This window comes from Humiphilus diazotrophicus (genome assembly GCF_059726315.1).
In genome coordinates this window covers 1,513,229-1,535,561 of the sequence record NZ_AP040870.1, presented here as the reverse complement: position 1 = coordinate 1,535,561, position 22,333 = coordinate 1,513,229, and the positions used below count along the sequence as shown (strand labels likewise).

At 52.7% G+C, this 22,333-nt stretch carries 16 protein-coding genes; 10 read left to right on the top strand and 6 right to left on the bottom strand.

All coding sequences use genetic code 11. The features are described 5' to 3' along the window. Positions 1 to 62: 62 nt before the first annotated feature. Entirely contained in the window at positions 63 to 1,031 is a 969-nt protein-coding gene (murQ, locus tag AC6I7T_RS07575; protein WP_497794569.1) for an N-acetylmuramic acid 6-phosphate etherase, read from the bottom strand. Positions 1,032 to 1,240: 209 nt separating this feature from the next. Beyond that, a complete protein-coding gene (locus tag AC6I7T_RS07570) occupies positions 1,241 to 2,365 on the bottom strand; it encodes a serine hydrolase domain-containing protein (RefSeq protein ID WP_497792745.1) in 1,125 nt (374 codons plus the stop codon). Positions 2,366 to 2,417: 52 nt separating this feature from the next. Between AC6I7T_RS07570 and AC6I7T_RS07565 the strand changes: the two genes are divergently transcribed. The 6 genes from AC6I7T_RS07565 (at position 2,418) to carB (ending at position 10,946) form a co-directional block, all read left to right on the top strand. Beyond that, entirely contained in the window at positions 2,418 to 3,353 is a 936-nt protein-coding gene (locus AC6I7T_RS07565) for a serine hydrolase (RefSeq protein ID WP_497792744.1), read from the top strand. Between the two features lie 293 nt (positions 3,354 to 3,646). After that, positions 3,647 to 4,492, top strand: a complete 846-nt coding sequence (locus tag AC6I7T_RS07560) for a TraB/TrbI/VirB10 family type IV secretion system protein (protein WP_497792743.1) — start codon at positions 3,647 to 3,649, stop codon at positions 4,490 to 4,492. A 5-nt stretch (positions 4,493 to 4,497) separates the two neighbouring features. After that, on the top strand, positions 4,498 to 5,076 hold the full coding sequence (gene lepB / locus AC6I7T_RS07555; protein WP_497794568.1) for a signal peptidase I: 579 nt from the start codon (positions 4,498 to 4,500) through the stop codon (positions 5,074 to 5,076). 384 nt (positions 5,077 to 5,460) lie between these two features. Next, positions 5,461 to 6,213: a hypothetical protein gene (locus tag AC6I7T_RS07550; protein ID WP_497792742.1), complete on the top strand. Its 753-nt coding sequence runs from the start codon at positions 5,461 to 5,463 to the stop codon at positions 6,211 to 6,213. Between the two features lie 146 nt (positions 6,214 to 6,359). After that, on the top strand, positions 6,360 to 7,484 hold the full coding sequence (gene carA / locus AC6I7T_RS07545) for a glutamine-hydrolyzing carbamoyl-phosphate synthase small subunit (protein WP_497792741.1): 1,125 nt from the start codon (positions 6,360 to 6,362) through the stop codon (positions 7,482 to 7,484). A 177-nt stretch (positions 7,485 to 7,661) separates the two neighbouring features. Continuing rightward, positions 7,662 to 10,946, top strand: a complete 3,285-nt coding sequence (gene carB / locus AC6I7T_RS07540; RefSeq protein WP_497792740.1) for a carbamoyl-phosphate synthase large subunit — start codon at positions 7,662 to 7,664, stop codon at positions 10,944 to 10,946. 206 nt (positions 10,947 to 11,152) lie between these two features. Here carB and ppdK read toward each other — a convergent pair whose 3' ends face one another. Continuing rightward, positions 11,153 to 13,909 (bottom strand): pyruvate, phosphate dikinase, encoded by a 2,757-nt coding sequence (ppdK, locus tag AC6I7T_RS07535; protein WP_497792739.1) that lies wholly within the window; start codon positions 13,907 to 13,909, stop codon positions 11,153 to 11,155. Positions 13,910 to 14,225: 316 nt separating this feature from the next. On the opposite strand from ppdK, the gene queG reads away from it, so the two are divergent. Then, positions 14,226 to 15,344 (top strand): tRNA epoxyqueuosine(34) reductase QueG, encoded by a 1,119-nt coding sequence (gene queG, locus AC6I7T_RS07530; RefSeq protein ID WP_497792737.1) that lies wholly within the window; start codon positions 14,226 to 14,228, stop codon positions 15,342 to 15,344. A gap of 326 nt (positions 15,345 to 15,670) precedes the next feature. Here the strand turns inward: queG and AC6I7T_RS07525 are convergent, their stop codons facing one another. Then, positions 15,671 to 15,877 carry a cold-shock protein gene (locus tag AC6I7T_RS07525; RefSeq protein ID WP_497792736.1) on the bottom strand — a complete coding sequence of 69 codons (207 nt, stop codon included), beginning with the start codon at positions 15,875 to 15,877 and terminating at the stop codon, positions 15,671 to 15,673. Between the two features lie 372 nt (positions 15,878 to 16,249). Here AC6I7T_RS07525 and AC6I7T_RS07520 point away from each other — a divergent pair, with 372 nt between their 5' ends. Both AC6I7T_RS07520 and AC6I7T_RS07515 read left to right on the top strand, forming a co-directional pair. Next, positions 16,250 to 17,239, top strand: coding sequence for a YihY/virulence factor BrkB family protein (locus AC6I7T_RS07520; RefSeq protein ID WP_497792735.1), 990 nt, complete (start codon positions 16,250 to 16,252; stop codon positions 17,237 to 17,239). A gap of 136 nt (positions 17,240 to 17,375) precedes the next feature. Further along, a complete protein-coding gene (locus AC6I7T_RS07515; protein WP_497792734.1) occupies positions 17,376 to 19,592 on the top strand; it encodes a PP2C family protein-serine/threonine phosphatase in 2,217 nt (738 codons plus the stop codon). 30 nt (positions 19,593 to 19,622) lie between these two features. Here the strand turns inward: AC6I7T_RS07515 and AC6I7T_RS07510 are convergent, their stop codons facing one another. Continuing rightward, the gene (locus AC6I7T_RS07510) at positions 19,623 to 20,471 is read right to left on the bottom strand and encodes an NmrA family NAD(P)-binding protein (RefSeq protein WP_497792732.1); all 849 of its coding nucleotides are present in this window, start codon (positions 20,469 to 20,471) and stop codon (positions 19,623 to 19,625) included. 67 nt (positions 20,472 to 20,538) lie between these two features. Between AC6I7T_RS07510 and AC6I7T_RS07505 the strand changes: the two genes are divergently transcribed. After that, entirely contained in the window at positions 20,539 to 21,135 is a 597-nt protein-coding gene (locus AC6I7T_RS07505) for a TetR/AcrR family transcriptional regulator (RefSeq protein ID WP_497792731.1), read from the top strand. Positions 21,136 to 21,173: 38 nt separating this feature from the next. On the opposite strand, the gene AC6I7T_RS07500 is transcribed toward AC6I7T_RS07505, so the two are convergent. Further along, complete coding sequence (locus AC6I7T_RS07500; RefSeq protein ID WP_497792730.1) at positions 21,174 to 22,262, bottom strand: YncE family protein; 1,089 nt, start codon at positions 22,260 to 22,262, stop codon at positions 21,174 to 21,176. Positions 22,263 to 22,333: the final 71 nt, after the last annotated feature.

Sequence of the window (22,333 nt, the reverse complement as noted above, 5' to 3'; positions counted from 1 at the left end):
GTGCGCAACTTTGAAAACAGAACGGCCCCAGTTCTTCTAGAACCGGGGCCGTATTTAGTTATCTATAACTGGAATTCGGCAGCTGTATCTTCAATTGCCAGACGGATATTCCCATCCGATTTCGCAAGCCTGCGAACTGCTTCAGGCTTATCGACTCCGGCTTTCAACATTACCAGGGCGACAGGGATACTACGACCTGCGCACTTGATGGTGTTTACCGCTGTTTCACGATCGATATTGCACGCCCGCATCAGGACTCGAATACCGCGCTCTACAAGCTTGGAGTTCTGCATGTGAACGTTCACCATCAAGTTCTCATACACATATCCAAGGCGAGTCATAGCGCCGGTAGTAATCATGTTCAGGATCATCTTCTGTGCTGTACCCGCTTTCATGCGAGTAGAACCGGAGACGACCTCTGGGCCAACTTCAGCTACGATCGAAATGTCGGCGGCATCGGACAAAGGAGTGTTGTAGTTGCAGGTGACGGCAGCGGTCTTGGCCCCGCGAGCACGGGCATAGGCAACGGCTGCTACAACGTAGGGGGTTCGTCCGGAGGCTGATACTCCGACGATGATGTCCTTGCGAGTCGGACGTCTCCGGGCAATATCCCGCTGTCCGAGCTCTTCGGAATCTTCATTGACTTCGACGGAGGATGCTAAGGCCTTCGGGCCTCCTGCCATAACATATTGGATCTGTTGGGAGGTAGTCGAGTACGTCGGCGGGCATTCCGATGCGTCAAGAGCTGCAATACGCCCGCTAGATCCGGCTCCTACGTAAATGAGCCTTCCCCCATCACGTAAGCAACGTGCAACAGTGTCGATGACGGCCGCAACTTCCGGCAGGGCTTTCTTGACAGCTGTAGCCACTTTGGCGTCTTCGTGGTTGATGATGCGTGCAATTTCGAGTGCCGACTTGGTGTCGAAGCCCTGAGAAGCCTCGTTGGCACTTTCGGTCGTAAGGTCCTGCAGCGTTATGACCGGGTCTTTGGTTGCCTTTTCATTCACGGCGCTGCCCGGTTCTTGCTGCATAGGTGTGCTGGTCAGCATTGGTCTCTGGTCCCCAATTGTCTTAATGACAATTCTATCTATATCTGTAGACCTGGGTGTGGTGATTTTGGTGAACGATGTGACTTTCCGCTCCCGGTATGGGGAAGTGCTCTCTAGGGAGTTCGTATCTTGAGCGGGATGAATATGAAGTGGACTGACCACTGGCGTAGATTCCTATTCTTTGAAATTGTTCAGTGACTGAGTAGGGCCTTCATCACGGCATTGTGAAATGCCGGGCGGACCTGTCGTATTTGTCCATTCTGACGGTCCGGCCATGTGCGATTGGTAAGCAGAACGATTGCAACCGAACGTTCCAAATCTATCCACAGAGAGGTACCGCTGTACCCTAGATGGCCGATGGAGGAGGGGCTGAAGTACTCTCCGGAGGAGGAAGGAGCCGAAGGAGTATCCCATCCTAAGGCACGACTGCTTCCTGCAGGCGGCTGGGGTGCCGCGAAGAGACGGATTGTTTCCGGTCGGAAGAGCAAGGGCTCTTTCGTGGTGCCATTGGTATGCAAGGAGTCCAGCAGGTTCTGCGAAAACTTCAGCAGATCCGGAACGGAAGAGAAAAGGCCTGCATGCCCAGCGCAACCCTTTAACAGGAAACAATGTTCGTCCTGAACCTCCCCTTGTAAGATGCGGAAACGAAAACATGTGTCTTCTTCCGTGGGAGGAATGCCCTCACGCCAATCTCGTGGGGGGCAAAAACGAGTATTTGCCATGCCGAGGGGAGTGAATATTTCCCGGCTGGCGAAGCTATTTAATGATTCTTCAAGCAGGACTTCCAGCGCTTTGCCGAGCAGAATGAAACCCATATCGGAGTATTCAGCACGGGTTCCCGGTTCCGCCTCCAGGGGCAATTCCAGACAGGCTCGTAGAAGTGCTAAGGGGGTTGTGGCCTTTTCAAACAGACGAACGTATCCCGGTAATCCTGAAGAGTGGGCCAGCAACATGCGAAGTGTTACCCGGTGTTTCGGAGCTTCATTTCGCCTCCCGATTACGAATCCCGGCAAAACGTCTCCGACCGGCGTGTCAAGATCCAGCCGTCCCTGCTGATACAGCATCATGGCTACTGCTGTTGTACAAACGACTTTCGTAAGGCTGGCGATGTCGTAGATGGTTGCAGGCTTTACGGTTGGGGAATCTTGATCGTAGGTGAATTTGCCGAGGGCATCTTCGAGAACGACGTCTCCCCTGTGCAGCACCCCAAAGGTGCATCCAGGAAAGGCCTGCGAGCCAATCGCGTCCTCCAGAACAGAATAAGCGGCGGAGAAACGCTCCCGTTGATCGTGGCTCAATTTCGTGAAAGATGCCATGAAAGTCGAACTAGCGATTATAGTAACGGAAATCCGTCAAAAGGGAGAGGTAATGCTAAGAATACTTGTCGTGTTGCTGTTAGCCGGAGGTTTGACTGCGGCTGCAGAAGAAGATCAGGCGCTGTTAGCCCGCTTGAAGTCGCTCAGCGACGCTCATCACGGCAAGGTAACCTTCTATGCCGAAAATACGAAGACCGGGCAGCTTGTGACCCTGAACGCTGATACTCCGGTGCAGACTGCTTCCGTGATCAAGCTGGCAGTCCTTTATGAGGCATTGGAGCAGATTCGTGCAGGGAAGGCACATTTCGAAGACCGAATAGCACTACAGCATTCCGACCAGGTAAGTGGTTCCGGCATTTTGACCTTTTTCGATACACCTGAAGTCCTGACCTTCAAGGATGTCCTGACCCTGATGATCATCCTGAGCGACAATACTGCGACGAACCTGGCCATCGATCATCTGGGGCTGAAGAACATCGATGACCGTATTGTTTCCTTAGGATTGAAGAACACTTGGCTATATAAAAAAGTAATGAAGCCCGCCGATGGGCCTCTTCCCGACGATCAGAAGCAATTCGGGTTGGGGAAGACGACAGCACGAGAGATGGCAATTATCATGAAGCGTTTTGCCAGCTGCCGGCTCGATGATTCCAGTTCTTCGGACCGGGTCTCGGATACCGACAAGAAGCTGTGCGACGCAGCCATGTATATGCTGAAGAATCAGTTCTATCGGGAGAGCATTCCCCGGTATCTGGAGGAAATAGATTCTACGGAATCACTCTCTCGTATTGCCAATAAAACCGGGGCCCTGGATAAAGTCCGAAACGACGTCGGGGTTGTTTTTACTGATCAAGGTCCCATCGTCATTTCCGGATTTACCCATGACAATAAGGACCAGAGTTGGACGGTCGACAACGAGGCAGAAGTATTATTGGCCCGTATGGCGAAGGAAGTGGTTCAAAGCTGGACAGCTTCAGGTAAAAAGTAAGGCCTGTAGCTGCCAATCATGAGCTTTTGAAATCTGTTATTTAGCAAATGGAGACTGATGTGGGGTACGAATGCATGATTCTGCGGTGTTCTGTCATGCATGATTGTCGTAAATCTTGAGTACTCCTGCAGGTCGCATTGTGATTTGCTCACAAGGCGGGTGGATGACTCGTCTGACTAGAGAAGGTTTAAGATCGTTTTCCGCCTTGGTATAGACTCGCCAAGAGTAGAAAGCGGCGTAAGCTTTTGTGTTTTGGTCTACATCTTTGCGGGAAGTGCTCCGGGGTGGTGCTTGTGCTAAAGACAATTTTGATTTTTGGCGGACTCGTTGCTGCGCAAAATTTGTGGGCGCAAGATGTTCCTGCTTCCAATCAAGGACAATCTTCCGAACCTGCGGCTGTTTCGACGTCTGCTCAACCTGCAACGCCGGTCAAAACCATAACAGTCCCCTCCGGAACGAAGGTAGTTTTGTCTCTCAAAAGTGGTATCAACACTAAAACAGCGAGACCGGGAGACGGTGTTTATCTGATATCCACTTTCCCTGTTGTGGTCGAGAACCGGGTGGTTATTCCTCCCGGTGTTTATGTGCAAGGCGTTGTTGATCGAGTTCAGCGGGCCGGACGCATTAAAGGTCGTGCTCAAGTTGGAATGCACTTTACCTCAATGATCTTCCCCAATGGTTCGGTAGTTCAGATTCCGGGTATTGTCGATAGTCTTCCTGGCTCTGATGGACCAAAGATCAGTGATCAGGAAGGGACTGTTGAGCAGGCTGGCAGCAAGGGTAAAGATGCAAAGACCGTAGGCGAAATTGCATTGCAGGGAGCTTCTGTTGGATCGATTGCCGGTGCAGCGACCGGTTCGCCAGGTAAGGGAGCCTTGATTGGCGGCTTGGGTGGGGCAGCTGTAGGCGGGCTTGTTACCCTCTTTACACGTGGAGACGATCTGGATATCACCCAGGGCACGACGGTGGAGATGGTTTTACAACGGCCGCTCCAACTGCAAGAAGCAAATCTTCAGGAAGCTGGTGCTGCGTCGGCTCAACCCGGTTTTGTACCCGTTGCGGGACAACAACAACCCCTACAAAAGCCCAAGACCCGGAATCGCATCTTGTGTCCGCTTGGGGGACTAGGGTGTAATTGAAAGAGATGAACGAGCAGGAACAAGATCAGGAAGTACGGGAAGTATCCACGAGCGAGAATTCCGGGTTGGAACACCGCAGTCCATGGCGGTTGTGGATGCGGGATTTGGCTATCTCCATTGCAGCGTCCGTCCTGATTATTACCTTTTTGTACCAGCCGGTGCGCGTAGAGGGAACGAGCATGCTCCCGGAATTGCAGGATCAGGACCGGTTATTCATTAACAAGTTTGTTTATCGATTTGAAAAGATCGAAAGAGGCGACGTTGTTGTCTTCCATTATCCACGTGATCCGGAGAAGAGTTATATCAAGCGAGTGATCGCTTTGCCCGGAGATAATCTTCGAATTGATCGTGGGCGGGTATATGTGAATGGTCGGCCACTTGATGAGTCCTATGTGCCGGCTCAATACAAAGATTTCCGTTCTATGTCGGAAGAAGTTATTCCTTCGGGAGAGTACTTCGTGATGGGAGATCACCGTTCAATCTCAAGCGATAGTCGTGATTTCGGCCCTGTCGAGAGAGGCCTTATCTATGGCAAGGCAGCTTTTGTCTATTGGCCTGCGGATAAAATCGGCTTAATCCGTTAAGTACTCGACAAAGCATTTTCCTGAAATTGTCCTGGTAGGTGAAAATTCATTTTCCATCCAATTTGTGTTCTTGACTTTTGGACATCATGATCCTAACGTTGGGGCACGAGTAAATAAATACATCTGAAGTGTGTTGACCTACAGCCGCAGTTATTAATCTCGGGATCTCAACTGCATTTATTACTCAGAATTATCGCTTTTCTAAGAGAGCGAAAGAACAACTTCCGTTGCTTCCGTGTTTGTATTCGATAGCCAGGATCGAACGATGCTGTCGACTGGGAGCCGGGCTTCCGCGCACGCTCGTATTTCAGAGTCAGCGTTTCGAAGTATTGTCGTCTGCGTTGAACAGGATTTCTAGAGACGCTCCGTTATGGAGGAGCTGATATGGCGATGCCCTACATCGAGGAACTGGAACATTGGGGTGAAGAGAGCCTGTCAGGGCATCAAGGAAGCCTGATGCGTCTGGATATTGAGTCCAGGCATATGCAGTCGGACAAAGTTGTACTTTCTTGGCGAACGGAAGGCGATTTGCCCATGGAAGAAATTTCTAGACTCTGGGAGAACTTTGCTTGCGAACTTGGCAAAGAGAAGTTTTCCTCAGATGTGGCTGTTTTTCCGGCCTGGTTAAGAACCAGGCACACGAATTCTTTAGGGTCGCATATCCCTGTGAGGTTGCGTCGCGCTCCCGACATGGAAGTAAGGGTTCAAGAGAATCAGTTTCTCCTGCAATCTGCGCGTCCCCTATTGAAACGTTTTTCATCTTCGCTGGGTACTAGCAAGCATGTGGTCTGCGTCTCGGATGCCGCTGGCGTTTTGCTGGAGTCGGTAGGGAATGACACGATGCTCAAGGTCTATGGGCTCCTGCCAGGCTATGACTGGTCCGAAGACGTGATGGGGACCAACGGTGTCGGGACGGCTTTGGCTATCGGTAAACCGGTAGCGGTCCTCGGTCCCGATCATTATCAGTTACCTTTTCGCGACTCGGCGTGTTTGGGCGCTCTCATCACCGGGGGATCTGACGTACTGGGTGCTGTCGACCTTCGCATTCATGTGAAGGAAGTACGCCCGGAGTTGCTGAGGAGCGTCATCGCACTGGCCGCAGAGATCGGCAACACGGTTGCCGGCTATTCGATGTAGATGGCGTTCTGAGCGGTCATTCATTTACGTTGTGGAACCACTCCAAACCGCGTAAAGGAGTTGTGTTCGAGGCTGTTGATTTCCAAAGATTTCCAGTAGCCGGAAATTCCTGCTAGAATCTATTGAATCCACTCCACGGAGAGGCGATGCAGGCGATACTTGCGCTCGAGGACGGGCGCATCTTCCGCGGCGAAGGCTACGGCGCTAAAAGCGAATGTTACGGCGAAGTAGTTTTTAATACCTCATTGACCGGCTATCAGGAGATCTTTACCGACCCTTCCTATGCCGGGCAGATTGTAGTTCTCACCAACCCCCAGATTGGCAACTACGGAACGAATGCTGCTGATAATGAGGCCACCAAGCCCTTTATTGAAGGCCTGGTCGTACGTGAGTTTTCCCCGATCAGCTCCAATTGGCGGTCTCAGCAGGTCACGGACGAATACCTGGAAAGGTATAACGTTCCGGCCATCAGTGAAATCGACACTCGCGCGCTCGTTCGGCATCTCAGAACGCATGGCGTGATGCGCGGCGTCCTTTCCACAGTTGAGAGCAATCCCGATGTCCTGGTTCAAAAGGCTCGCTCCATTCGCAAGATGGATGGGACGGATCTTGCCAAGGTCGTTTCAACTAAGTCGGTTTACGAATGGCACCATGCGGAGGATCCGTTGGATCCTGTTCCTCCGGCAGGCCTGGACAAACCGTCTTTGCATGTCGTGGCCTACGACTTCGGGATCAAGCGCAACATTCTTACGATGCTTCGGCGTGAAGGCTGCAAAGTAACAGTAGTTCCCGCCGAGACTTCAGCAGAAGACGTACTGGCGTTAAAGCCGGATGGCGTCTTTCTCTCAAACGGTCCCGGAGATCCGGAACCGGTTGAGTACGCTCAGCAGAATATCCGTAAGCTTCTGGGACGCAGGCCGATTTTCGGAATCTGTCTTGGCCATCAGTTGGTGGGTCTTGCCTTAGGCGGCAAAACCTATAAGCTGAAGTTTGGTCATCACGGCGGAAACCATCCTGTAAAGTGCATAGATAGCGGGAAAGTTGAGATCACGGCACATAACCACAACTTCGCCGTCGATCCCGACTCGCTAAAACAAAGCGAAGTTGAACTGACGCACGTTGACCTGAATGACAACACCCTGGAAGGATTGCGTCATAAAACCCTTCCACTCTTCAGCGTGCAATACCATCCGGAAGCAAGTCCGGGACCGCACGATTCGAATTATCTCTTCCGCGATTTCCGTCAAATGATGGAGGAGTGGAAGAAGTGAAGCGTGAAGGCATTAGGTGATGATGGCACGGCGCAGGCCGTGCCATTTCTCTGTGCAGTTTGGCATGAGTGGTAGTGCATGCTCGATGTGCTGTACAGCTGGGGCTCTAGCGACTGCCGCATAGCTGCAGCAGTCTGACCACAAAAATTTTGAGAATTTGCGGGAATACTTACTGAGATGCCACGCAGGAATGACATTACAAAGATTCTGGTGATCGGATCCGGACCGATCGTGATTGGGCAGTCGGCGGAGTTCGACTACTCCGGTACGCAGGCTTGCAAGGCCTTGAAGCAGGAAGGGTATGAGGTCGTGCTGGTGAACTCGAATCCGGCTACGATCATGACCGATCCCGAACTTGCCGACCGTACATATATCGAACCTCTCACCAAAGAGTATGTGGAAGAGATTCTGCGTGTCGAAGTCGAGATGCTGAAGAGCGAAGGGCGCGAGGGCAAATTCGCCTTGTTGCCGACGGTCGGTGGACAGACAGCCCTCAATTTGGCTGTCGAACTGGCCGATGCCGGCATTCTCGAGAAGTATGGAATCGAGTTGATTGGCGCCAAGCTGGAAGCAATCAAGAAAGCAGAGGACCGCCTGCTCTTTAAAGATGCGATGACCCGCATCGGACTCGATGTTCCTCGCTCTGCGCTGGTGAATAATCTCCGCGACGGTCTGGATTTCACTACAAAGATCGGTTTTCCTGCGATCATCCGTCCATCCTTTACCCTGGGCGGTTCCGGCGGAGGCATCGCCTATAACCGCGAGGAGTTGATGGAGATTCTCGCTCGTGGTCTCGATCTCTCACCCGTTCATGAATGTCTCATTGAAGAGAGCGTTCTGGGCTGGAAGGAATATGAGCTCGAGGTGATGCGCGATCTGGCGGACAACGTCATCATCATCTGCTCGATTGAAAACATGGATCCCATGGGTGTGCATACCGGAGACTCGATCACTGTGGCTCCGGCACAGACGCTGACGGATCGTGAATATCAGGCGATGCGTGATGCGGCCCTGAAGGTGATGCGTGAAATCGGCGTCGAGACCGGTGGATCGAATGTCCAGTTTGCCGTCAATCCCAACAATGGCCGTATGACGGTCATCGAGATGAATCCGCGTGTCTCCCGCTCCTCTGCTTTGGCATCGAAAGCGACGGGTTTCCCGATCGCCAAGATCGCTGCCAAGCTGGCGGTTGGCTACACGCTGGATGAAATTCCGAACGACATCACCAAGAAGACTCCTGCTTCCTTCGAGCCAACGATTGACTACGTTGTGGTGAAGGTCCCGAAGTGGCAATTTGAAAAGTTCCCTGGAGCAGACGAAAACCTCGGACCGCAGATGAAGTCTGTCGGTGAGGTTATGGCGATTGGCCGCACCTTCAAGGAAGCAATGATGAAGGCGCTGCGCTCTCTCGAGACAGGAAAGAAGTTAAGTGCCGAAGTTGTTGAGCCGCGTCGTTTGACTCAGCGCTTGGTAACGCCTCAGCCGGAGCGGTTGAATTACATCCGCTATGCCTTCCGCCGTGGTATGAGTGTGCGGGAAGTGGCGCGAATGACGGCCATGGATCCCTGGTTCCTCTACCAGATCAAGGAAATTACTGACACCATCGGAAAAATTTCCGAGCAGTCTTTGGAAACAGTAGATCCTGAGCTGCTGCGAAAGGCAAAGCGCATGGGCATCAGCGATGAGCGGATTGCCGATGGCTGGGGTCTGGAAGGGAAGGAAGGCGTAGAGAAGGTTCGGCAGTTGCGACATCAGCAAGGCCTTCGCCCTGTCTTCAAACTCGTCGATACCTGCGCCGCTGAATTCGAGAGCATGACTCCGTATCTGTACTCCAGTTATGACGAGGAAGACGAAGCAGCTCCGACAGACAAGCGCAAGATCATCATCCTGGGTAGCGGCCCCAATCGTATCGGGCAGGGAATTGAATTCGACTATTGCTGCTGCCACGCCGCTTTTGCGTTGAAGGACGATGGTTACGAAACGATCATGGTCAATTGCAATCCGGAGACGGTTTCAACGGACTATGACACCAGCGACCGCCTATACTTCGAGCCTCTGACTCTGGAGGACGTGCTGGCTGTTTACGAGCACGAGGCAAAGAGCGGAGCCGATATCGGGATGATCGTGCAGTTCGGCGGACAGACTCCGCTGAATCTGGCGCTTCGTCTCAAGGCTGCCGGTGTAAAGATCATTGGTACCTCGCCTGAATCGATCGATTTGGCCGAGGATCGTAAGCGCTTCGGAAAGCTGCTGGAAGATCTCCAGATTCCTCAGCCTCAGGGTGTTATGGCCACCAGCGTCGAAGAGGCGCTGTCTGGAGCCGAGCGCATCGGTTACCCGGTTCTGGTTCGCCCCTCCTATGTATTAGGTGGACGGGCTATGGTTATCGCGTACGATTCCGATGCTGTTTCCCGCTACATGAAGGAAGCGGTTGAGTATTCTCAGGAGCGCCCGGTATTGGTTGATCACTTCCTCGAAGATGCGGTGGAAGTGGATGTCGATGCTCTCTGCGATACGGAAGATGTAGTGATCGCCGGGATCATGCAGCATATTGAAGAGGCTGGTATCCACTCAGGCGATTCCTCCTGTGTATTGCCTGCGGTTGACCTGAAACCGGAAGTTCTGGATACGATCCGTACCTACACCCGAAAATTAGCCTTGGCTCTGAAGGTGGTTGGGCTGGTGAATCTCCAGTTCGCGATTCAGCGCGACAAGGTCTACGTGATTGAAGTAAATCCTCGTGCCTCCCGTACCGTGCCTTATGTTTCGAAGGCCACTGGCGTACCGCTGGCAAAGATGGCTTCGCGCCTGATGACTGGCCGTCAACTGCGTGAGTTGTTGCCAGAGAACGTAAAGAGTGGAAAAGATCTTGAGACAGGTACGAATTATTTTGTGAAGTCTCCGGTCTTTCCATGGTCGAAGTTCCCCGGTGTGGATACGGTTCTTGGACCTGAAATGAAGTCGACAGGCGAGGTAATGGGTGTTGCCGACAATTTTGGCGAGGCCTTCGCTAAGGCACAGCTTTCCGCTGGCCAATGGCTACCACGCAAGGGCACAGTCTTCTTCAGCGTGAATGATCACGACAAGAATGGATTGGTCGATCTGGCTCGTCAGTACGTGGAACTCGGTTTCCATATCGTGGCGACGGAAGGTACGGCGAATGTTCTGGAATCAGCCGGACTTGTGGTGGAGAGAGTCTATAAGGTGAAGGAAGGCCGTCCTAACGTTGTCGATTTGATCAAGGGCGAGCGAATTCAGCTGATCATCAACACACCGCGTGGTCAGGACACTATCTTCGATGACAAGGCCATACGTCGTGCAGCGGTTCTAGCGCGGATTCCGACTATTACGACGATGGCGGCGGCTCGGGCTGCAGCGGAAGGAATCACCGCGATGCAGCACAACCGTACTCAGGTGCAAGCCTTGCAGCAATTGCATGCCGCACAGGAAGCAACAAAATAGCCTGTAACTAAGGCTTATAGATACAAGATGGCCACCAATCCTTCGTGATTGGTGGCCATCTTTCTTTTGAGAGCAAGGATTCTGCCGCAAAGATACGGACTGAATTAAGAAAGGCTACGGAGGGTGGATCCGTAGCCTTTCTTCGGAAGAGCCAGCTAGTTGGAAGGTTGCCGGGCTCCTTCCGTGCGCTCACAGACTAGCGTTCATTATTTAGTACCTCCACCTCCGCGTAGATCTGGAGCGGTCGCCTGCTGTTCTTCCAGCGCAGCTTGGGCAGCTGCAAGTCGTGCCGTCAGGATACGGAAGGGAGAGCAGGACACATAGTTCATGTCTAAGCGATGGCAGAATTTCACTGACTCCGGTTCTCCGCCATGCTCACCGCAGATGCCAACCTTCAAATTGTTGCGTGTTGTGCGGCCCTTTGCGGTTGCACATTTCAGTAAATGTCCTACGCCCGTCTGATCCAGAACACTAAAGGGATCTTGCTTGAAGATTCCATTTTTCAGGTAGGCGGGTAGGAATTTGTTGATGTCGTCGCGCGAGATTCCATAGGTAGTCTGCGTCAGGTCGTTGGTCCCGAAGCTGAAGAACTGTGCTTCTTGGGCGATCTGATCGGCTACCAGGGCTGCACGCGGAATTTCGATCATCGTGCCGATCATGTAATCCACCGTCACGCCTTTTTCCTGGAAGACCTGGGTGGCGACACGACGAATGATTTCCGCCTGATGCTTCATCTCGTCGACAGAGGTGATCAAGGGGACCATCACTTCTACGTGCGGTTCCGTGCCATGCTTCTTCACAGATACCGCCGCTTCAAAGATGGCTCTCGATTGCATCTCGGTGATTTCCGGATACGCGATACCGAGGCGGCAACCACGGAGTCCGAGCATCGGATTGATTTCATGCAGCTCTTCAACTCGATGTAACAGCTCACGCAGTTCCTTCAGTTTAGGAGAGCGCGGCTTGGTAATTTCCATACGTGCGATCTCAACGAGGAGGTCTTCGCGCTTCGGCAGGAATTCATGTAAGGGAGGATCGAGCAACCGGATAGTGACCGGTAATCCTTCCATCGTCTTGAAGAGACCGACGAAGTCTGCACGCTGCATGGGCAGCAACTTCTTAAGCGCTTCCTTGCGGTCTTTTTCGGTCTGGGCCAGAATCATCGAGCGCATATGACCGATGCGATCTTCTGCAAAGAACATATGCTCTGTACGGCACAGTCCGATACCTTCAGCACCGAAGAGTCTGGCCTGCTTGGCATCGCGAGGAATGTCGGCATTGGCGCGAACTCTCAGCCTCCGGTACTTATCGACCCAGCTCATGAACTGAACCAGATCCGGATTGTCGGGTGAAGCAGGAATGGCGTGGAGCTGTCCATTGATGACGCGGCCGGTTGTGCCGTCCAACGAGATCCAGTCTCCCTGATGAAGCACCTTGCCCTTTACCCGCATTTCATGGCGCTTTTCGATAACGGTAATATCACCGGCACCGGCGACGCAGCATTTGCCCATACCGCGTGTAACTACCGCAGCGTGAGAAGTCATGCCGCCGCGCGAGGTCAGAATACCCGCTGCGACTTCCATGCCGGCGATGTCTTCCGGAGTAGTATCGGCACGTACCAGAATGACAGACTTCATTTTGCCTTCCTGGGTGAGCTTCACCGCGTCTTCAGCAGTAAAGACAATTTGACCTACTGCCGCTCCCGGAGATGCCGGCAGACCCGTTGCCAGCACTTCTATGTGTGTGCCCTTTTCATCCAGTCGTGGAACCAGGAAATCGTAAAGCTGATTCGGTTCGACACGGAAGATGGCTTCCTGCTCGGTAATCAAGCCTTCTCTCACCATGTCGATTGCAATACGAACCGCTGCCAAGCCGGTACGCTTGCCATTGCGGGTCTGCAACATGTAGAGCCGGCCATCCTGAATGGTGAATTCGAAGTCCTGCATGTCACGATAGCTTTTTTCCATCTTCCAGGTGATGGCACGAAGCTGTTCGTAAACATGCGGCATAGTCCGCTCCAGCTCACTGATCGGCTGGGGTGTACGCACACCGGAGACCACGTCTTCTCCCTGTGCATTCATCAGGAACTCGCCAAAGAATTCTCTTTCGCCGGTGGCTGGATTTCTTGTGAAGCCGACACCGGTTCCACTCGATTCGCCCATATTCCCGAAGACCATGGCTTGCACGTTGACGGCGGTTCCCAGCCAGTCGTCGATGTGATTGATGCGGCGATAGGTCTTGGCGCGGTCGTTGTTCCAGGAGCGGAAGACTGCATCGCGTGCCATGGTGAGTTGCACCATCGGGTCCTGCGGAAAATCTGCGCCGGTTTCTTTCTTGATCAGCTTTTTGTAGTCATTGATGACGTGCAGTAAGGCTGCAGCATCCAATTCGGGGTCTGTCTTGGCGCCCACCTGCTTCTTGACACGGCTCAAAATCTCTTCGAAGTGTAGCTTGTGGATTCCCAGAACCACGTCGCCAAACATCTGTATCAGACGACGATACGAATCGTATGCAAAGCGGCGATTGTTTGTTTTTCTCGCCAGCGCTTCTACGCATTCATCATTGAGGCCCAAGTTGAGGATTGTGTCCATCATGCCGGGCATGGAGAACTTTGCTCCGGAGCGCACGGAAACCAGGAGTGGGCTCTCAGGCGAGCCGAGCTGCTGTCCCTGAATCTTTTCGAGTTTGCGCAGAGCCGCTAGCATCTGCTGATCGATGTCAGGGGAAATTCCTCCGCGCATATATTCGCGGCATGCTTCGGTCTGAATTGTGAATCCCGGTGGTACCGGTAGTCCGGCATTTGTCATCTCTGCCAAGCCGGCACCCTTTCCGCCAAGAACACTCTTCATCTTTCCATTTCCGTCAGCTGCCCCTCCGCCAAAGAAGTAGACGTACTGTGTGGGTGTTGCAGAGGGGCTCTCGGGCTTCGTGAGATCTTGTTCTAGCAGTGTTGTTGCACTCATATGGGCAAATCCTCCGATCAGTGCCAATAGTTAGAGAGAAAGTTCTACGGCAACATCGGTTCTCAGGTGCCTCGGAGAGGGGCGAGCAGTTACTACTGAGGATCGGTGTTTACCGATTCTGTAGATTGCATCGGTGTAGTTCTAAAAAACGCTGTATTTTTGGCGTCTCATATTACGGTGGGATGTGCTGGCCATCACAGGACTTTGTGCCTGATGCTTGAGAGGTGCTGGCGGTAGTTGAATATAGCCCGGAGTCGGGTGCGTCTCTCTGTGTCATCCTGGATACAGCACGTATCGGTATTCTCTTGTTCCTTCTATGGTTCATTCACTTCAGGTCGCTCGGGAAGAGGTAATTTCGGTTGCACAAAGGGTGGGATTCTCCAGTGCAGGAATCTCTGCTGCTGCGCATTTTTCTGCGGAAAAAAATTCGCTGAGGGTCGAGAAATTTGTGGAGGCAGGTCGTGCCGGCGAGATGGAGTATCTAAAACGTCGAGACGATCAAGGCCGTCTGCTCCGCTCCATGCTGACCGTTCCTTTCCCTTGGGCAAGGTCGGTAATTTTGTGCACGGAGAACTACAACAGCGACCAGCCCAAATCGGTCGACCCAACTGGTCCGGATCGTGCCTGGATCGCCCGCTATGCCTGGAGCAGCCGGACCGATGAGAAGGGGATTCAGCGTCCAAGTGATTATCACAAGGTTTTACTAAAACGCCTGAAGCAAATGGAGTCGGAACTGAAGGAGAGGTTAGGCGACTTCGAATCCCGCTGCTTTGTGGATACCGGACCGCTTGTAGAGCGGGACTATGCTCGCGCCGCCGGTCTAGGCTGGATAGGAAAGAACACCTGTTTGCTCAATCAAGAGCAAGGTTCCTGGTTATTTCTGGCCTCGATCATTACTTCGATCGAACTGACGGAAGAGGCAGAGGGAGTCATGCTTCCTCCGGATCGCTGCGGTACCTGTCGTCGTTGTCTCGATGCATGTCCTACCGGTGCCCTGATAGCTCCGCATGAAATGGATGCGCGTCTCTGCATTTCCTATCTCACTATTGAGAAGAAAGGAAACATCCCGGAGGAGTTACGGGAGAAGATGGGGCGTCAGATTTTCGGCTGCGACATCTGCCAGGATGTATGTCCCTGGAATCGAAAGGCTCCTGCAGGTGGGGAACCGAATCTGAAAGTGCGAGCGGAATTGGTAAATCCGAGTCTGGACTGGCTGGGCGGTCTGGATGAATCTGAGTTCAATGAACTCTTTAATGGTTCCCCTATTAGGCGTACAGGATGGAGCGGCTTACGAAGGAATATCGCGATTGCCATGGGAAACAGTGGGTTGAGGCGGTATTTATCTCAGCTCGAAGCATGGACACAATCGGAAGATTCTGTCCTGAGGGAAACTTCGCAATGGGCGATTAGCAGACTTTCGCGCTCCGAGGTATAACGGTCTTCCTATTACGCCTGGTCAGGAAGACCGTCAGAGTTGAGTTACTGCGAGGGCTCATGAGAAGTCCTCCTCCTACTGATCCCAAAAGACTGGTAGGGTACAGCCTATTTACAACCTGGTACACCGGAAGTGATGTACCAGGGGCCCGATAAAAAACGGAAAGCTGCCTACAACCATCTGTACTCGGGTATATAGAGCATTCTAGGTTGCTCTAGCTCATCGAGAAGTCGTGAAATGTGGCGGTTCTTTGAGGGAACAGCCACACTGTCATTAACTCCTGGTCTGCACCGAAACCTAAATTGCTCTACGGGAGGAGCGGTCCTCTAGGCGCTGCGCACTACATTGGCAGCATTGAGACCTTTTGGCCCTTGCTGGCATTCGAATTCAACTGCTTCGCCTTCATTCAGTGTCTTGTATCCATTCTCCTGAATTGCAGAGAAGTGTACAAAGACATCTTCGCCGGTTGAGCGCTGAATGAAACCATATCCCTTTGCTCCGTTAAACCACTTCACAACGCCGTGCTCTCTCACCAGAACTCCTTTCTGCTTCTACCTACGTTCGCTTTCAGTTATGCCCCTAAATGCGCCGCGAGCCACCGTTGAGCGTGTGCTTCTCACGCTGCGGCAGCTCAGAGGAATTCAAGGGTATACGCTGAAAACAGTCAAACCACAACATCAAAACGGCCTTCCAAACATACACTGCGATCAGCAAGACCGCACGAATGGTGCTCCAGTTATGGCAGGAAACCTTCAGTTATGCAAGAGAAAAATTTGAATCTTTAAAAAAATCGGCTATTTATGCAACATCTGTAACAGCGACGGTACCGGTGTCGGAGACACGAGACTATAAACAAAATGCGATTGCCTGGCGCCCTTTGATAGCATTTCTAGTAGATCTCCATTATGTCATCACCATCATCCAGGCCGGTAACGGCTACGCTTTCGGGATCTTCCGACCAGGGAAGTCCTGTTCTTCCTTCTCCCAAACCGCCGTCGCGGCTCCGGGAGGGGGATGGCCAATGGGATATAGCTAAGGGGTTGGTCCGCTATCTGGTACAGAGCGAGGTCCACACCTATGCATTTAGTGTGGCCGCCAATACCATCCTCTCGCTGGTTCCATTCATCATCCTGATGTATTTCCTTACCCGGCATGTCTTCCACTCCCTAGCCATGGAGGCGGTTGTCGGGCAATTGGTTCGTTTCTTCCTGCCGACGGGGCAGGATTTCGTTGTAACAAACATGAGAGGATGGGTCGCCAAGAATCATCATCTCCCTCTCATCTCAGTAATCACCCTATTTATCTCCTGCACCGGCGTCTTTTTGCCCCTGGAGGTGGCCCTAAATCAAGTTTGGGGCGTCACTAAGAACCGTTCTTACTTGATGAATCAGTTAGTGTCGTTGGCGTTGGCGGTCCTGATGGTCGTATTGGCCATGGGGTCGGTCATGCTAAACACCTTTGAACGTGGGCTGCTGGAGAAGATCTTCTTTTACCACACCGATAACATCTTCTTCAGTTTTATCGTTCAGTCCTGGATTGCCGGAACTACCGTATTGGCTGGGATATTGCTGTTCTTTTTCGTTTACTGGTTATTGCCGAATCGAAAGCTCCCAGCAAAGGCGGTCATGCCTACTGCGATTGTTACCGGGCTCCTGTGGGCGGGTGCCAAATTCCTCTATGTAGCCGCTCTGCCGTATCTCGATCTCGATCCGAAGATCGGACCATACGGCTCCTATGGACCGTTCTATTACTCCGTTGGAATTATCCTCTGGGGATATATTTCAGGACTGTTAATGCTCGGAGGGGCTCATTACTCCGCCACCAGATATACCTTGCGCATGGCTCATCAGGCGGATGTGGAAGAGGCTCGCGAAAAGCAGGGCGGAGCAGACTAGATCTCAATTTGCGGCGTGCCTCTCATCCTTGTCGGGCACGCCGATCATTTGGACCTCTTTCGATCAATCTTGGGTTTCTTCAGCGGTACAAACCAGCGGTTGTTCTTTGTAGCATTTCCGATCATTTGAGGCGGAAATGCGTTTCTTCTCTGGCTATCCTCTTTGCACAATCACAATCAATTGGAAATGGTCTAAACTCGCCGTAAGCGTCATGGCAAGCTTCTTTCCCAAAGTCGAGCAAACAGTGTTCCGATGGTTTCGCCGGGAACCTCCCCAGAGCAAGCTGGTGCGCCTGGAATTCTGGTTGCTGCTGTCCTACCTGGTGTTATTCCCCTGGCGACCATTGCCGGGGGGCTATGGACTCGGCGTCCGTCTTCTCTGTGACTTGCTTTTTTTTGCACTGCTTTGTTTTGCCATTCCCCTTCTCATGCGTTGGGTGTTTGCCCGCTTTTTGTGGAAGGTCCGCAACCGGCTGATTGTTACGTACCTGCTGATGGGGCTAGCCCCTGTCGTACTCTTTGTGACTTTGGCTGGAATCGCTGCCTATTTTCTCTCCGGCCAGTTTGCTATCTTTGCGGCTGTCTCAGAGATCAGCAGGGAACTCGCTCAGATCGAGGCAGAGAACCGCGTCTTTGCGGCGCACATCAGCCATCAGGCTTCTTCCTCTCGCGCAAACTCCGTGAGCCTTCCTGAGCTTCCAGAGGCCCTTAAAGGCCACGAGCAAGACAAGTTGATGGTTACGGCCTTCCGGGACGGCAAACGCCTCCCGATCGAACAGGCAGCCGCAGTTAACCAGTCGGATGCTGCCTTACCTGGGTGGGTGAAGAACAAGAACTTCACCGATCTGGTGTTGGACGAAGGACGTGTCTATCTCCGGACCCTCGATACCTACGAAGAAGACGGACATACGACCGTCGTAATCTCCAGCCTGGTTCTGAGTTCATCGCTTCTCGATCAGGTGGCAAAGGGATTGGGGCAGGTAGACATCAACACTGAAGGCGGATTCAGTCAGGAGGAAAACTCTGACAATGCTGCACCAGGAAATGCTGCAACCAAAAAGACCCAGCGCGAAAAAAGATTACATAAGCGGAGCAGAACCGTTGGAGGGATCCAGCCGCCTAAGGAGCACTTCTACGATGTCATGGTTCTTTTCCTTGCTCCCTTGAATGCGATCGACTGGAAGAGCGGGAAGTGGCACCAGATCGATATCAATGTCGATTCCCGGCCATCCATCCTTTACCGTCGGCTCTTCAGTAGTTCTCTGCAGATTGGCGCTATTGTCCAGGAGGTGCTGATCGGCATCGCTGTCTTATTTGCGCTGCTGGAACTTGCCGCGTTCATCATGGCCGTACGTCTGAACCGGACGATCACCCGGTCGATTCACGACCTGTATTTAGCGACGAATGAAATCGATCGCGGGAATCTCTCGCATCGCATCCCGGTCCGGCGTAACGACCAGTTAGCTGCTCTGAGTAACTCCTTTAACCGTATGACCGCTTCGCTTGAGCGCCTCATGGAGGAGCAGCGCGAAAAGGAGCGCTTGCAGAACGAACTGGCTATCGCGCAGGAGGTGCAGGAGAATTTATTCCCTGCGGCTGGTATCTCCCTGCCATCTCTGGAGTTACATGGTGTCTGCCGCCCGGCAAGGACGGTCAGCGGAGACTATTACGATTTTCTTCTCTTTAGTGAAACCTGCCTGGGGTTAGCTCTGGGGGATATCAGCGGAAAGGGGATTTCGGCTGCTCTGCTGATGGCAACGCTGCATTCTGCCGTAAGGGCCTATCGTTTCGTTGGAGAGGAACTGGCACAGCCTTCGATTCCTATGCCCCGCCTGCTCCGTGTTTCGGGGGGAAGCGATGGTCCGGAAGCAGATCACACCGGATGGTTTGCTGAGCCGGGCAGAATCCTGGCAATGTTGAATAGGCACCTTTTCAGGAGTACTCAACCGGAGAAGTATGCGACCCTCTTTCTGGGGCACTATGACGCATCTACCCGGCAATTGACTTACTCGAATGGGGGGCAGCTTCCGCCACTCATTCTGCACCCCAATGATCGTGTTACCCGCCTGGATTGCGGCGGAACCGTTGTTGGTCTCCTCGATAACATGACTTATGAGCAGGAGACGGTAACACTGGAAGCCGGAGATATTCTTATCGCTTACAGTGATGGTGTAACTGAGCCGGAGAACGAGTTTGGGGAGTTCGGGGAAGAGAAGTTGATTGAAGTTATCCGCCGCAATCGTAATTTGCCTTTGCCTGTTATCTGCGACCAGGTCATGCATGCATTACGCAGTTGGATAGGCGATCAGGAGCAGCCCGACGATATCACCCTCGTTCTGGCTAGACAAAGGTAGTTATCCCCGGGCGCTATCCAGCCGGGATGCTCAGCAGGGCCGTTGCAGCCATACCTGACAATTTGCCTCGATAACTTCGTTCCAGCAATGGAGCGGACGTCCGAGGAGCCGGGATACTTCGGCGTCCCGATTGGAACCGAGTCCTTCTCTGCAGAGTTCATAAAAGCGGAGTATCCGTTCTACTTGAGGTAAGGCGAAACCGTTTTTGAGAAGTGCCGTTCGTGCCGCTTCTTCTGAAAGAGCGCAATACTCCACCTTGTCTCCAATTGCCAGAGAAATGAGCCTTGTTATCTCATGGTGATTCAACGCCTCCGGTCCATTGAGTTCGATTGCTTTGCCGAGCAGGGAAGTGTCCGTCAGTGCCCTGGCAACAGTGGCTGCCACATCAAGAGCGTCCACATAGGCTATTTTTGCGTCTGCTAGTGGAAGACTGAGCGTTCGATAGTTTGCGATCTCTTGCGAAAGCGGTGGTCTGGTTAAGGTCTGCATAAAGAAATTCGGACGCACGTGAGTCCATCCCAGGCCCGACTCTTCAACCAGTACTTCAACTTTCCTGATAGAAAACTCAGGTCTTCTGCCAGCGCCCAAGGCCGAGAGCGTGACAATGCGCTCGACACCTGCTTCAGTCATTGCCGCGATGAATGGTTTCGCGTGGCGGTCTGCTTCCTCATCTCCGGGGCGCGAAAGGAGCATAACTGTGGTGATTCCTTCAAGTGCGGGACGATAAGTGCTCCTATCCAAAAGATCGAGATAACGCCAGCCCTCACCGGATCTTCGTCTGGAAGTTCCGAATGCAGTTCGCGCCTCTGTCTTTAGGAGTCTTAAAACTTCTGCACCCACCAATCCCGTAGCGCCAAGAATCAAGAAACAATCTTCCATATCGATCATCCTTTTTATAAAGTAACGGTAACGTTACTGTTACTATGATTGCATGAGTCAGAAGACAATGCAAAAGGCTTCTACCTGCCGTGCCCTGCTCTCGGCTTTACAGGCGCAGTTGCAGGAAGGGGAACGACTGACCGTAGAAGCAATTGCACTTCGAGCTGGAGTCAATAAGGCGTTGGTTTACAGGTACTTTGGCGGGCTTCCGGGACTTCTCTCTGCTTTTGCTGCCAGCGATGCGTTTATGCCTGCTGCTACGGAACTCCTGGAACTATGCGGTGCGGACCTGCGCGGTTTAGCTCCACGAGAACGCTTCGTCCGTTGTATTCAGGCTTATGTGAAGGCGCTGCAGGTACGTCCTGCAACCGTTCAAATTCTTCTGCGCCTGCCTGGGCTGTCAGTAGAAATACGCGCGGCTCTTGCAGAGGGAAGGGTTCGGGCGTTGGAGCCTATTCGGGAGCTGTTTGGCAGTGCGGAGATAGGGGCAAATTTCAACCGGGAGCTTGCTTTCAATCTGCTCATCTCCGGAGTGTGCGTCCTTTTAGGCGCACATCAAGAAGACTGGCACTCCGCTCCAATCGCAACAGAGGAGCTTTCTTCCAAGATTCTTGGGACGATTGAGGCGATGCTGCTTGGTAGAGGGGAAGTCCTTTCGGCGTAGGTACGGATGCGATCATCCGTACCTACACTGGTACTGGTTTATTGCACCCGAAAGGATTTGATGGCGATTGCATTTGGTTCCGGACCCGCAGGAAGCATTGTAAAGAGAGAACGAGTCTGAGTCCTTATTACGGATACGTCTCCTGAGTGAGCATTGACGGCGAACAAGAGGTGCCCAACCGCCGAGAAGGCCATTGCATCAGGACCATCTCCTCCGGGGATACCGTTTGCATCGATTCGCTTTCCATCCTCAATGCTGTAAACCGTAATTCGGTCTGCATTAAAGTTGCCGACGTACAACAATGCATTATCCCGGCTTACGATGCCTCGGGAAGGATGAGCGCCCATCAGGTAGGCTCCTCCGACATCGTTTGTCCACGTGGATATTTCCGAGATGGTATTGCTGTCGAAGTTGGAGACGAAAACCTCTCCGCCATCCGGTTTGAGCGCCAGGTGAACAGGCGTCTGTCCAACGCGCAACATGGTCAACAATTGATCGCCATGCTCGGCGTTTGCCAGCGCGAGAGCCATGACAAAGTGACTTCCGGTACAGGCAACAAAGGTCTTCGAGGAGTCAGGGAGGATGACTGCATCGGTTGCTCCCTGGCAGCCGGAGAAGATGTTTCTCAGTTTGCCACTCTGCGGATCGAAGATGCTAACGCTGTTCCCTCCGCGATTGGTGACTACCAGAGATTTCCTGTCCGGAGAAATTCGAGCCACGGCCGGTGCTTCTCCTGTGCCGATGGTCGCAATCTCACGGTGGGTCTTCAGATCCAGGACAGAGACATTATTCGATCCTGAATTGGCAACATAGGCTCTTTCCCCTTCGGCGTCGACATCGATGGAAGCGGGAGCCATGTGTACGGGAATCGTGGTCGCAATCTGGTTCTTCTCGGTGTTGATTACGCTGACCGTGCCACTACCGGAGCTTACGACATAGGCTTCGTTGCGGGTAGGGCTCACCGTAACGGCTACGGGTTTCATGCCGACGCCGAGAACCCGATCCAGACGCAGATTCACAACATCCAGGACTGTGACCGTACCGTTTCCGCCATTGGTGACATACGCGTACTCACGATAGTTGGCGGGATACTTGGGGAAATCTTTCTTTTTACATCCTGAGGCCAAGACGATCAGGAAGAGGAATAGAAATGTGAGGTGGAAAGAGTAACCACCTCGTTTCTTGAGATCGGTAATTT